The sequence below is a fragment of the Idiomarina sp. ST20R2A10 genome, from assembly GCF_051842345.1.
In the GTDB taxonomy this organism is placed as follows: Bacteria; Pseudomonadota; Gammaproteobacteria; order Enterobacterales; family Alteromonadaceae; genus Idiomarina; species Idiomarina loihiensis.
This window is the reverse complement of the sequence record NZ_JBNIEY010000010.1, coordinates 42,020-53,846: the sequence shown is the minus strand read 5'-3', so window position 1 is coordinate 53,846 and position 11,827 is coordinate 42,020. Positions and strand designations below refer to the sequence as shown.

Below are 11,827 nucleotides of genomic sequence, written 5' to 3'. Positions count from 1 at the left end.
CCGTTCATTTGCCTGTCTATTTGTTCTCGTCACCGCTGCCAGCGCGCACACCGCTGAAATCTTCACTATGGAATCTAAGCTCCTTGATGAAGGGATAACGGCGCGGGTCGCGTTGCCGGAAAGTTATGAGCATTCAGACAGTTTTCAGTATCCGGTGCTGCTGGTTATGGACGGTTCAACGCAGTTTGAGCACATAGCGGGTAATGTGAATTTTTTAAGTACGTTTTCTATTGTGCCGGAAATGATTGTTGTCGGGGTCAGTGCAAGGAACCGCTTAAAGCGTTTTACTCACACGAAAATGGAGGCCTACGCTGACCGCTCTGGCGGTGCTGAGCAGTACACCCAGTTTTTGCAAGATGAGCTGATGCCGGCGTTGCAGAAAAAGTACAGAGTGTCGCCTTATACAGTGGTTACCGGGCATTCGCTGTCAGGGCTCTACACCAGTTATCTGGCGACTCACCATTCAGATTTTATCAACGCGGCAATATCGGTTAGCCCAAGCCTTTGGTGGGATGACTTTGCGCTTATAAAAGACATAAAAGTGGCAGAGCAAGAGGCAGAAAAACAGGCGGTACGTTGGTTTGTCAGTATGGCGAATGAGCCTAATGAAATGGCCGAGAGCTATGAGCGTTTATTGAACGTGCTGGAAGCGAAGCCGGAATCGGCTTTTAACTGGGAGTCAAAGCAGTTCCCCAACGAAACTCATGACAGCACGCCACTAATTGGCAATGTCGAGGGACTTAAATCCGTTTTTCGTGGGTTTAACGCGGTGCCGAACATCGAAATTAAGTCGCTAGAGCAGTTGCAGGCGTTCTACGCTGATTACGAAAAGACGGTAGGTTACGACTTTCCTATGTCGGTTCACCAGTATAACGTTTATGGCATAAAAGCCGCTTATGAAGGCAAAGTTGACTGGGGACAGGCAATTCTGGAGAAAGGTGTTGAGGAATTCGACCAGTCCGAAATTTTGTGGGACAGCCTGGCAACGGTTTATTCAATGAATGACAACAACGAAAGTGCGCTAAAGGCCTCGAACAAAGCGGTGAAACTCGCACGCGAGCATCAGTCGAAGTACATCAGTGAAATTGAAGCGCAGAATAGTGATTTGAAGTCACGCAATAAATGATGAAGCCTGCGGCAAGTGATATTCAGACTTGCCGCAACACATCTAAAATACCCTGGTCTTTCGCTTTTTCTTTTGCTGATACGTCAAAATAGTCGTTGGCTTTTACCCTATCTTCCCAAAACTTCACAAAATCCATGGGCTCATCAGGGTCAACTTGCTGGGATTCGGGCGTATAGGTTTTATAAAAACTGGTTTTGACGAATTGAAAACTCATTGCGCTACGCTGCTCACGGGTTATAACGCCGGCTTCAAACAACTGACTGGCCAGTTCACTCATGTCGTTTGGCGAAATCTTACGGGCATTAAAGTTTTCAGTTATTGCTACGGGAATATTGGACTGTTTGCCGTTATTGCCTTCTTCGGCCTGGCGACGCATAGCATCTTCGAATAGCTGATCGCGCGCTTCCATCAGGCTGTTAAGCTCGTCTTTTTCTTCCTTAGTCAGGCTGGATTTACTCTCAAGTTCTTCTATTTTTTGCTCAATCTCGTCCAGATGCCCGGTATCAACACCCATACGATTCAACAATATGCTGCGATACGCTTTGTCGATGAATGACTCTTTGTCTTCTCCAGTGGCAACGTCTTTACTGACTGGCTCCTGGGCTTTGTCACTTTGCGTGGTTATTGCTGCCGGATAACTCGCGTTATTACTCACAGGGTTCATGTTCATGGCTTTTCCTTATCCAAAACTGGCATTGCCGTGTGGCAATGTTTTGCCTGTTTAGTGCGTTATTCGCGTCTATGGATAGGAAACAGCAAGAGGTGTGCCATTTATGAACAGGTTTCTCTGGGCAAACCCGCAAAAATTTGTTTTGCTGTGAGTAACTGAAAAAACAAACGAAGATATTTTGTTATGCACCAACGCCGCTCAGGAAAAACTACGACCTTTAATGCCGCTACGCCGGACAGCGATGCTCAGCGTGACCGGGCGCGTATTATTCATTCGTCGGCGTTTCGCCGTTTGCAGGCAAAAACTCAGGTGCTGGGTGTGGGCGAGAGTGACTTTTACCGTACGCGCTTAACGCACTCTATGGAAGTGGCGCAGATTGGCTCGGGCATTTGTGAGAAGTTAAAGCAAAAGTATGCCAACAACGACGCTATTTCGATGCATATCCCGTCCTATTTCCAAATTGAAGCCATTTGTCTGGCGCATGATATTGGTCACCCGCCGTTCGGGCACGGTGGTGAAGTGGCGCTGAACTATCACATGCACAGCAGCGGTGGTTTTGAGGGTAACGGGCAGACGCTGCGTATTATTTCAAAGCTGGGTGAGTATTCCGACCACGACGGTTTGGATTTAACCCGGCGTACTTTACTTGGCGTGCTTAAGTATCCGGTGTTGCATAGCGAAGTTAGTGCTTGCTCACTATCTGCCGAAGACCACTTAAGTGCTTTTAAACCGCCTAAATCCATTCATGACGACGAACAGGATGTGCTGGACTGGATACTGGAACCGCTGATTCCCAACGACAAAGCGACCTTTCGCTCCACTAAAATGAAAGAGGGTAAAACCAAAGCACAGTACAAAGCTTTTGATACCTCCATTATGGAGCTGGCCGACGACATATCGTACGGCGTGCACGATTTGGAAGACTCGCTGGCACTGAACCTGGTAACTGAAAAGCAGTGGCGCGAAGACGTACTCGCTGTTTTGGACGACAACAGCGTTATTATGCTGGAAGAGCGGTTTTATACCGAGGCGCTTTTTTCAGGCCAAAGCCGTGCGCGTAAGCACGCAATTAGTAAGCTTGTCGGGCATTTTGTCGATGCCATCGAAGTTGCAGAACAGAACCTGTTTGAATCTCCCTGGCTGGATCTGCAGGCGAGCCTTCCGGAGCATATTGAACATACTCTGCAAGTGTTGAAGGACTTTGTGTTTAAGCATGTTATTCGGAGCTCTTCGGTGCAGGTTTTGGAGTACAAAGGCCAGATGATGATCTTGAAGCTGTTTCAGGTACTGAGCGAAAACCCTGAGCAACTGCTGCCTGGCTCTACTTTGCAAAAGTATAAAAACGCAGAAAACCCCAAGCGCGTTATTTGCGACTATATTTCGGGCATGACGGACAACTACGCGACCAAGCTTTACAGTAAACTGTTCAGCCCGGACACCGGCTCTGTATTTGATAAGGTTTAGTTATGAATGTTTACATGATGCTGTTACTGGCCTGGGGAGCGGGGCTTTCTGCCTTTTTAGGTGGTGTATTTGCCCGTTACGAAGGCACGCCAAGAACTACCACGAAACGTGAGTTTATTCATGGCATTACCGCCTTTGGTGGGGGCATTTTAGTGTCCGCGGTCGCCTTTGCTCTGGTTCCGGAGGGAATGAAAGAACTGAATGCCTGGTCGCTGACCCTGTTGTTTGCGGGCGGTGGTATAGTCTTTTGCTGTATTGATGCGTGGTTGGCTAAACAGGGCGGAAATGCCTCTCAATTTCTTGCCATGCTAATGGACTTTGTTCCCGAGGCTTTGTCATTGGGGGCCGTTTTTGCGGTCAGTCCGCAGACTGGGATTTTACTCGCCGTGTTTATTGGCGCCCAAAACTTTCCCGAGGGCTTTAATGCCTACCGTGAACTGAAGGCGGCAGGGCTCACCAAAAAAATGGCACTGGGCGGGCTGTTTGCAGCCTCATTCTTCGGCCCTCTTGCAGCAATTTCGGGCTATTTATGGTTGAGCGACACCCCGGCAATTACGGCTATGATCATGAGTTTCGCCGCTGGCGGTATCCTTTACTTAGTGTTTCAGGATATTGCCCCACAAGCGAGAATGCGACGCCACTGGACGCCCTCACTCGGAGCTGTATTGGGCTTTATTATTGGCATGCTGAGTAAGCAGTTGCTGGGTTAGTCGTCCTGCTTAAGTCAACGATAGGCTGGAGTTGGCTCATTGATTGATGATTGCGGTGGTTGTTGCAGCCAGTTTTCGGTAATAAGCCCGGGAACTCGCTCAAATTCTCCGGTGTTATTGGTAACAACCGTGAGTCCATGGCATCGGGCATGGCCAGCTATCATCTGATCATAGGAACCAATTGGTGTGCCTTGCTGTTTCAGTTTGTGACGAATAAGTGCTGTGTGATAAGCCGCGTCAGTATCGTAATTTAGTATTTTTAAACGAGCCAAAAAGCTGTCGAGTTTGTCGGCATTAGTTGTACGTTGCTGCGAGTTTTCGACACCATATTGAAGCTCCATTACTGTAACTGAACTGATGCAGAGCTCGCGCGAATGCTCATCAAAAATAGGGGCTAAGTATGCTGGTCTATTCTTCATAATATAGATGCAGATATTCGTATCGAGCATATAGCGCAAGTTCATAGCGGGTCGCGCTCCTGCTCCTCAGGCTGCTCGCGTTCAACCATAAAGTCTTCACTGGCAGGCTGCTCGCGTTCAACCATAAAGTCTTCACTGGCAGGCTCTCCGCTAAACCAGGATGCCCAACTGGTTTTAGCCGGGGTAATAATTCGGCTTTCACCAACCACTAAAACTTCCACCTCTTTAACGTCTTCGGAAAAGGCAACGTCTTTGGGTAATCGGACAGCTTGAGTTTTGTTACTTTTAAATAAGCTTGTTTTAGTCATTGGTCTTCCTGTATATCCAAAATGGATATACCTATTTTAGTCTAAATTTTAATCTTGTCAAAACCGTGATCACCCCCGCCTGTTTGAGTTATAATTCGCACAAATTTCAGCCGCGAAGAGAGAGTTATGGCTAGAAACAAGAAAGAATCCATTGTTTTGGAGACTCCGACGGGGTCTGATCATGTGTTGCTGCACTCTTGCTGCGCGCCATGTTCAGGCGAGGTTATGGAGCGCATGGCGGAAGCTGGCATTAAATTTACCATTTTCTTCTATAACCCGAATATTCATCCGGAAAAAGAGTATCTGCTGCGCAAAGAAGAGAACATCCGTTTTGCTGAGAAGCTGGGTGTGGACTTTATTGACTGCGATTACGACTCTAAAAACTGGTTCGAACGAGTTAAAGGTCTGGAGTGGGAACCGGAGCGCGGTGAACGCTGCACCGAATGTTTTGATATGCGTTTTGAGCGTACAGCGTTGTATGCGCACGAAAACGGTTTTGACACCATTACCAGTTGCTTAGGTATTTCACGCTGGAAAAATATGGACCAGATTAACGACTGTGGTAAGCGCGCGGTAGCACCATACCCAGGTTTGCATTACTGGACTTTTAACTGGCGTAAGCAAGGCGGCGCGGCGCGTATGGTGGAAATTGCCAAACGTGAGCGTTTTTATCAGCAGGAATACTGCGGCTGCGTTTACTCATTACGAGACATGAATCGGTGGCGCCTTAAGAATGGCCGTGACCGCATAGAAATTGGCGTTCAGTACTACACCAACGAATAACTCCCACCTAAAAAAAGCCCCGGACGCTGGGAAGAGAGACGCTCGGGGCTGCACGTGAAAGCTAAACTTAATAAGCCTTAGAAGTTATAACGGAAGTTCGCCATAATCGTGCGTTGCTGTCCGTAGAAACAGTCGCCACGAGACAAACACGAGGTTAATACAGTTTTGTCGGTCAGGTTGTCGATATCCAGACTTAAGCTGTAGTTATCCCAGTCGTAACCGATCATTGCGTCGAATACGGTATAGCTTGGAGTTTCTAGTGGGTCATTGAGTACCACACCGTTTTGCTCAACGTAAGCACTGCCATCGGAAGTATTACCTACATAGCGAACGCCAGCACCAATTTTAAAGCCGTTCCAATTATCCGGACGATAAGTTGCCCAGACAGATGCTTGCTGATCTGGAGTAGCAGAGAGCGTTGCCCCTTCTTCTCCGACGGTATTACTTTCACTGACTACAGCATCGGTGTACGCGTAGCTGGCGTAAACGTCCAGAGAATCCCAGGCCAGCTGAGCTTCCAGCTCAACCCCTTCAATTTCAACTTCACCAGTTTGCACCTGGCCATTAGGGTCAACAATGTCTGGGTCTGCCGCTTGTTCTGCGTTAACACTGGTTGTGCGGTTTTCTTCAGTTATCTTGTAAACAGACGCAGTTAACAAATGCTCCGTACCTTCGGGCTGGTATTTAACGCCAGCTTCCCATTGTTTACCTTCGTTAGGGACAAAGGCTTTACCAAAAGCGTCAGTACCTAATACCGGAGAGAATGATTCGCTATAACTAACGTAAGGAGAAATACCACCGTCCATTAAATACATAAAGCCTAAACGACCGGTTGTGGCGTACTGATCCGTTGAGTCCGACATTTCAGGATTCGTTGTAGCAAGATCTCTACGCAAAGCTGCTGACACTAACCATTTGTCTGCTATGCGCATGTTGTCCTGCACATAAACGCCAAGCTGGTAGGTTGTGCTGGAAGGTGCGTCTGAAAGATCGGCTTCTGTCGGTAAGCCAGTTGCCTGACCGTACACTGGGTTGTATAAATCGAGTGTATTCATCGCGCCGTAGGCAGTGTCGTTATCAGTATAGGCATCCTGGAAGTCGATACCGAAAACTAAGTCGTGTTCGACCGCGCCGGTATTTAGGTTGCCATGAAGCTGTAAATCTGTGGTCCATGCTCTGGCATCAGCACGCGACAGGTAAGATACACGATTAACCGTACGATTATCTTCCGCGAACACCGGCGGCCAACCGTACATTGTGTTGTACTCAGAACTGCTGTCGCTGTACCGGGTTGCTAAACGCAGGCTCCAGTCCAGGTTAATGTCGTGTTCAACAATGGCTGTTAGCGCGTCTTGTTCCGTATCGTATTTATCAAAACCTGGTTCTGAAACAAAAGTGGAGCTGTCAATTTGGCCAAACTCGTTCGGCAACAAGGTTCCCTGCCACGGGAAAAATTGCGTGCTCGAGCCGGACTCATTGCGCTGAATGTTGCCAATTAAGGTAATTTTTGTGTCTTCAGAGGCATGCCAGCTCAATGACGGGTTTAGTACCAGGCTGTTATCCGGAACGTAATCGGTTTGCGTATCGCTGTCGCGGTATAAGCCAACAAAGCGGCCGGTTAATGAAGCATCATCGTTCAATGCACCAGTAATATCGCCGGCAACTTGCTTACGGGAGTAGTTACCCAATTGCGCCCAGAACTGCCCCTCAGTTTCTGCCTTCGGACGTTTACTCACTAAGTTAATAATGCCGCCGGTAGAACCTTGTCCGTAAAGAACAGAGCTAGGTCCTTTCAGAACTTCAATTTGACCGAGGGAATAAGGATTAACGCGAACGTTGTTGTAGTTACCAAACAGAGATTTAAGGCCATCAAGGTATTGAACTGGACTAACACCTCGAATTTTTGCCCAATCGCCGCGAGTATCAACACCGAAAGGACCGTTGTATAAGCCTGCTACATAACCGATAGCGTCTTGTACTGTAACAGCACCTAAGTCCTGAATACGCGCTTCGGTAAGAACCGAAACGGATAAAGGCGTTTCAATAATGGGTGTATCAGATTTGGAACCGGTGGCACTAACGTAAGAGATAAGTCCGCGAGAGCTGACATTGATGGTTTCCATCATCTCTTCTTGCGTTTTTTCTTGTTTTTCTTCTTGTGCGTAGCTGCTGGTGGAAGCTAAAGCGGCCAGGATGCTAGCCGCCAATACAGTCTTTTGAATGTTCATGATTCCCCTCGAATCTTAGATTTGGTCTAAATCGAGGTGGATCCTAAATGAAAACGATTCGTGTTTAAAGTTTTATTTCACCCAAGTCTCAGGAAGTTCCCAATGAGCTTGATGAACGTCACCATTCCAGGTTTGCAGAGTGACCCAAACGCGTTGCTGCGGTTCAAGCTTTTGTGGTGCTATGGCATGAACGTGCTGCAATAACTCACTACCATGCAGAATGCCGACATCATCTTGTTGCAGTTCTTCAATAGCAATTGGCTCCTCGCCAATGTTCACATAACCCTGACGAATATCACTGACTTTCCCTTCGTTAACGTACGCTGAAAAGTCTTTCACCCAGTCTTCGTGGTGCGCGTAAGGCGCTTCATTATTTGCGGGTTGTAAGGCTACTTTAAACGGGCCTACGGCTTTTTCATCCCAGACGGGAGGCAGCTCTGGTAGCTGCAGTTGCTGGTACAGAAAGTAAAAGGGCAGAATAAGAATTAAGCCGCTGAGCTTAAATTTATTGCGGTTCCAGAAGGTATTTTTACGGCGCGCCATTAATGAGCTCCTTCATTCTGTAACGACTCTTGCAGCGGTGTGCGTTTGGCTTTTGCCGCTTTCACTGTGCGAGAACCCCAAATCAAAAATCCGGTAATGGACATAGCCGATAAAATAAGTCCAAAAATAAACCAGATGGCTTTAGTCCAGATACCGCCAATAGTGCCGTAGTGCAGTGGGTCAACAATATGCTGAATGGTCTGCAGGGTATTCATGTTGTCGGGCGAAACGGCTCGCGCTATTTCACCGTTCCAGGGGTTAATATCCAGCCTGTAAGAGTACTGATCGTAGAAGATAAAGTCGCCACCGCCCATAATTTTGAACATGTCACGGTTATGCTCAGGCATCATAATGAAGCTGGGGCGGATATCGGGGAAGCGCTGCTCCGCTATAAGCAAGGCGTCTTCAAAAGACACCGGAGCTTGTGCTTTTTCTCCCATAGGAATGTCAGATACTTCAACCAGCGGAGCGTGTTCTTCAATATCAATGTCTGCGTGCCAGAGCACTTGCTGAGTAAAGTACCAGAGGCCAGTTAAACTCATAACAATTAGAAACCAGATGGACCAGGCGCCGCCGTGCTTATGTAAGTCGGTTAAAAGGGTTTTTTTGCCCTGCTTGGCACGAATTTTAGGTTGCGAGTAGGCACGCCAGAACCTTTTATAAATGACCAGGCCGGTAACCAGAGCGCCAATCATGACAAAGGACATGGCCGAAACCAGGTAGTAACCAACGCTGTAGCCGTCTTGCCAGGGGAATAGCAACCAGCTATGCAGTGAGCGCATAAAGTTAATAAAAGTAATGCCTTGGTTAACTTCCTGAATTTCGCCGGTGTACTGGTTTACATAAGCAATGCCCATCGGGATGTTTTCATCGGAGAAAACGACGGCGTTAATAATATAAGGCTCAAAAGTCATTACCGTCGTAACGTTGGCCGTTGGAAACTGGTCTTTAACGGTAGCAACTAACTCGGAGATAGGCTGAGCGGGTAAATTGTCTGGGTTAACCGCGCGCGCATTTTCGTTGAACAACCAAGTTAGCTCGTGACTGAATACGGCGATGGTACCGGTAATGCAAATAAAGCAAAACAGGATCCATATTGGCAGCGAGCACCACCCATGTAATTTAAACCATTGCCTTTGCGTCATTCCAACTCCCCCGAGAAATTTTCCGAAATGATATTGTAAATACGAACAATTATCAAATACAATGTGTCGATAACAATTCTCATTTACAAAGTTTGGTCGGGAGACAATTCATGAAGGCATTTGCCAGAAATTTCATAGCCACAGCGGTAGCATCCGCGCTGTTAAGCTCCGCTGCTGTAGCCGCACAAAACGAAGCTTCTGCTGAAGAAAACAAAGAAAAAGCAGGAACGCAGGAAAAGATTTTTGAACACATTAAAGTTACCGGTAGTTCTTTAGATCAGGCAACAACAGCTACTGGGTTACCGTTAACTCTGCGCCAGACACCCCAATCTATTTCTATTATTGACCGCACCTTTATAGACAGCTTCTCACTCGATACGGTTGCCGATGTGATGCAGTTTGCTCCGGGTATTCAGGCGCAACAGGCCGAAACTGACCGGTTTTTCTTCCGTGCACGTGGCCGCGATGTGACCAACTTCCAATTTGACGGTGTGCCTATTGCGTACAACAGCTTCTTTAGTGAAGCATTGGCGGACTCCGTTATTTTTGAACGCGTTGAAATTGTGCGTGGCGCGACAGGCTTGTTAACCGGTGCAGGAGAACCTTCTGCTGCCATTAACCTTATTCGTAAACGCCCTAAAGCGGAAGATGGTGGTTATGCGAGCCTGGGGATTGGCTCCTGGAGTAACTACAGAGTAGAAGCTGACCACTCTCAAACTTTGTCAGAGGATGGAAACGTAAAAGGACGTGTTGCGCTTGCCTATGAAGAAGGTGACAGTTACGTCAATTTGTCCGAAAAAGAAAACGCGCAAATTTACGCTGTTGTAACTGCTGATTTGACGACTCAAACACGTTTAACCATGGGCGCTGATTATAGCGAGCGTAACCCCAAAGGAAGTATGTGGGGTGCATTACCTCTGTTTTATGATGACGGTACGCAGGCTGATGATTTGCCAGTTAGTACGACAACAGCATCACCTTGGAATAGATGGGATAGAGAGAGTACCAGCGTATTCGTTCAGCTAGAGCATGCTTTTGATAACGGCTGGGATATTCAACTGGATGTTGAACGTCGTGAAGATGATATGGACGGGTATCTTTTGTATTTCTCCGGTTTTCCAAACAAAGATACCGGACAAGGCTTAGGAACATCGCCGAATCATTATGTTGCTGAACGTGAGCAAACTTCCTATCGGTTTTTGGCGTCAGGTCCTTTCGAGCTATTTGGTCGTGAGCATCAATTAACCGCAGGTGCTCTGAGTTCTGAACAAAATGTTGATTCCGTTTCTTATAGCAGTGCTGATGCCATAGACGTTCCTAGTTTGTTTGACTGGGGGAATGGGGTCGATCCCATTAACTTTAGCGACACTCCCGCTTATGGAACTTATGAATCATATAAACAAAAAGGGGTATATGCTGCAGCTCAATTGAGTTTAACGGATGACTTAACTGCTATTCTAGGCAATAGAATTACAACCTATGACACTTTTGTACAATCACCCTGGTCGCCAAGCGATTATAAAAACTCGGGTGTTAACACGCCTTATTTCGGGCTTGTTTACGATGTCACAGACGTTATTTCAACCTATGCCAGCTACACGGAAATTTTTAAACCTCAAAGCGCACGAAATGCAGACAATGAGCTCATTGGTCCGGTGGAAGGGTCAAACGCAGAATTGGGCGTTAAAGGCGACTTCTTTAATGAAGCTTTAACAGCCAGTGTTGCCGTCTTTAAAGTGAAAGAAGATAATCTTGCAATTAGTGACCCCAATAATGCGGACTTCCTGCCAGGTACGACTATTCGCCCTTCTATTGGAGTCGATGGCGCCGAGAGTGAAGGTTATGAGTTTGAGTTAAATGGTAAGCCAACCGATTCACTGAATATTTTCTTCAGTTATACCCACAATGAGTCGGAAGATCGTGACGGTTCAGACTATGCGCCTTACTTACCCGAAGACATGGTGAAAGCCAGCGTACTTTATACTGCCACAGATGCATTGAAAGTCGGTGTAAATGCAAATTGGCAGAGCAAAATATCGTCTAATCCGAATATAGGTCCAAATGGCGAAACCTTTACTCAGGACAGCTACACCGTCGTGAATGCCATGGCCAACTATAAGCTAAGCCAAAACTGGGATTTGAGCTTTAACGTCAACAACCTGTTCGATAAAAAGTACTATTCCAGCATCGACTTTTATAATCAGGGCTTTTTCGGTGCTCCGCGCAATGTGGAACTGAGCGTTAAATACGCTTGGTAAAAACAGCAAGCTTTACTTGTAAGAGGCTGTGCTTTTGCACGGCCTTTTTTGTGCGTAAATTTTGACACTGTTATTTTGTAACATTACTTGTCTGATTATTGACAAGTTTCGGTAAGACTATGACTATAGCTTTTATTAGAGGTTATTGTTCCCTCCCTAACAATTAACAGAAG

11 protein-coding genes are annotated in these 11,827 nt (G+C 46.9%); 5 read left to right on the top strand and 6 right to left on the bottom strand.

Features of this window, described 5'->3' with window-relative positions; all coding sequences use genetic code 11:
- Nucleotides 1–67: 67 nt before the first annotated feature.
- Nucleotides 68–1,126 (top strand): alpha/beta hydrolase, encoded by a 1,059-nt coding sequence (locus ACP7H9_RS12310; RefSeq protein WP_439222848.1) that lies wholly within the window; start codon nucleotides 68–70, stop codon nucleotides 1,124–1,126.
- 22 nt (nucleotides 1,127–1,148) lie between these two features.
- Here ACP7H9_RS12310 and ACP7H9_RS12305 read toward each other — a convergent pair whose 3' ends face one another.
- Complete coding sequence (locus ACP7H9_RS12305) at nucleotides 1,149–1,796, bottom strand: hypothetical protein (RefSeq protein ID WP_439222847.1); 648 nt, start codon at nucleotides 1,794–1,796, stop codon at nucleotides 1,149–1,151.
- Between the two features lie 183 nt (nucleotides 1,797–1,979).
- On the opposite strand from ACP7H9_RS12305, the gene ACP7H9_RS12300 reads away from it, so the two are divergent.
- Both ACP7H9_RS12300 and ACP7H9_RS12295 read left to right on the top strand, forming a co-directional pair.
- Nucleotides 1,980–3,260, top strand: coding sequence for an anti-phage deoxyguanosine triphosphatase (locus ACP7H9_RS12300; RefSeq protein WP_439222846.1), 1,281 nt, complete (start codon nucleotides 1,980–1,982; stop codon nucleotides 3,258–3,260).
- A 2-nt stretch (nucleotides 3,261–3,262) separates the two neighbouring features.
- A complete protein-coding gene (locus ACP7H9_RS12295) occupies nucleotides 3,263–3,970 on the top strand; it encodes a ZIP family metal transporter (RefSeq protein ID WP_439222845.1) in 708 nt (235 codons plus the stop codon).
- Between the two features lie 14 nt (nucleotides 3,971–3,984).
- On the opposite strand, the gene vapC is transcribed toward ACP7H9_RS12295, so the two are convergent.
- Both vapC and vapB read right to left on the bottom strand, forming a co-directional pair.
- Entirely contained in the window at nucleotides 3,985–4,434 is a 450-nt protein-coding gene (vapC, locus tag ACP7H9_RS12290) for a type II toxin-antitoxin system tRNA(fMet)-specific endonuclease VapC (RefSeq protein ID WP_439222844.1), read from the bottom strand.
- Complete coding sequence (gene vapB / locus ACP7H9_RS12285; protein WP_439222843.1) at nucleotides 4,431–4,697, bottom strand: type II toxin-antitoxin system VapB family antitoxin; 267 nt, start codon at nucleotides 4,695–4,697, stop codon at nucleotides 4,431–4,433. The genes vapC and vapB overlap by 4 nt, the downstream gene beginning before the upstream one ends.
- 126 nt (nucleotides 4,698–4,823) lie before the next feature.
- Between vapB and ACP7H9_RS12280 the strand changes: the two genes are divergently transcribed.
- Entirely contained in the window at nucleotides 4,824–5,480 is a 657-nt protein-coding gene (locus ACP7H9_RS12280; protein WP_110013507.1) for an epoxyqueuosine reductase QueH, read from the top strand.
- A 77-nt stretch (nucleotides 5,481–5,557) separates the two neighbouring features.
- On the opposite strand, the gene ACP7H9_RS12275 is transcribed toward ACP7H9_RS12280, so the two are convergent.
- The 3 genes from ACP7H9_RS12275 to ACP7H9_RS12265 form a co-directional block, all read right to left on the bottom strand.
- Entirely contained in the window at nucleotides 5,558–7,708 is a 2,151-nt protein-coding gene (locus tag ACP7H9_RS12275; protein ID WP_439222842.1) for a TonB-dependent siderophore receptor, read from the bottom strand.
- Nucleotides 7,709–7,780: 72 nt separating this feature from the next.
- On the bottom strand, nucleotides 7,781–8,251 hold the full coding sequence (locus ACP7H9_RS12270) for a hypothetical protein (RefSeq protein WP_439222841.1): 471 nt from the start codon (nucleotides 8,249–8,251) through the stop codon (nucleotides 7,781–7,783).
- Nucleotides 8,251–9,396 (bottom strand): PepSY-associated TM helix domain-containing protein, encoded by a 1,146-nt coding sequence (locus tag ACP7H9_RS12265; protein ID WP_417441484.1) that lies wholly within the window; start codon nucleotides 9,394–9,396, stop codon nucleotides 8,251–8,253. The genes ACP7H9_RS12270 and ACP7H9_RS12265 overlap by 1 nt, the downstream gene beginning before the upstream one ends.
- Nucleotides 9,397–9,506: 110 nt before the next feature.
- Here ACP7H9_RS12265 and ACP7H9_RS12260 point away from each other — a divergent pair, with 110 nt between their 5' ends.
- Complete coding sequence (locus ACP7H9_RS12260; RefSeq protein WP_439222840.1) at nucleotides 9,507–11,654, top strand: TonB-dependent siderophore receptor; 2,148 nt, start codon at nucleotides 9,507–9,509, stop codon at nucleotides 11,652–11,654.
- The last annotated feature ends 173 nt before the right edge of the window (nucleotides 11,655–11,827 follow it).

Excerpts from the sequence above, each read along its gene's own strand:
- ACP7H9_RS12260 (WP_439222840.1), top strand. The coding sequence starts at position 9,507 with ATGAAGGCATTTGCCAGAAATTTCATAGCCACAGCGGTAGCATCCGCG.
- vapC (WP_439222844.1), bottom strand. The coding sequence starts at position 4,434 with ATGAACTTGCGCTATATGCTCGATACGAATATCTGCATCTATATTATG.
- vapB (WP_439222843.1), bottom strand. The coding sequence starts at position 4,697 with ATGACTAAAACAAGCTTATTTAAAAGTAACAAAACTCAAGCTGTCCGA.
- ACP7H9_RS12280 (WP_110013507.1), top strand. The coding sequence starts at position 4,824 with ATGGCTAGAAACAAGAAAGAATCCATTGTTTTGGAGACTCCGACGGGG.
- ACP7H9_RS12275 (WP_439222842.1), bottom strand. The coding sequence starts at position 7,708 with ATGAACATTCAAAAGACTGTATTGGCGGCTAGCATCCTGGCCGCTTTA.
- ACP7H9_RS12270 (WP_439222841.1), bottom strand. The coding sequence starts at position 8,251 with ATGGCGCGCCGTAAAAATACCTTCTGGAACCGCAATAAATTTAAGCTC.
- ACP7H9_RS12310 (WP_439222848.1), top strand. The coding sequence starts at position 68 with ATGGAATCTAAGCTCCTTGATGAAGGGATAACGGCGCGGGTCGCGTTG.
- ACP7H9_RS12265 (WP_417441484.1), bottom strand. The coding sequence starts at position 9,396 with ATGACGCAAAGGCAATGGTTTAAATTACATGGGTGGTGCTCGCTGCCA.
- ACP7H9_RS12305 (WP_439222847.1), bottom strand. The coding sequence starts at position 1,796 with ATGAACATGAACCCTGTGAGTAATAACGCGAGTTATCCGGCAGCAATA.
- ACP7H9_RS12295 (WP_439222845.1), top strand. The coding sequence starts at position 3,263 with ATGAATGTTTACATGATGCTGTTACTGGCCTGGGGAGCGGGGCTTTCT.
- ACP7H9_RS12300 (WP_439222846.1), top strand. The coding sequence starts at position 1,980 with ATGCACCAACGCCGCTCAGGAAAAACTACGACCTTTAATGCCGCTACG.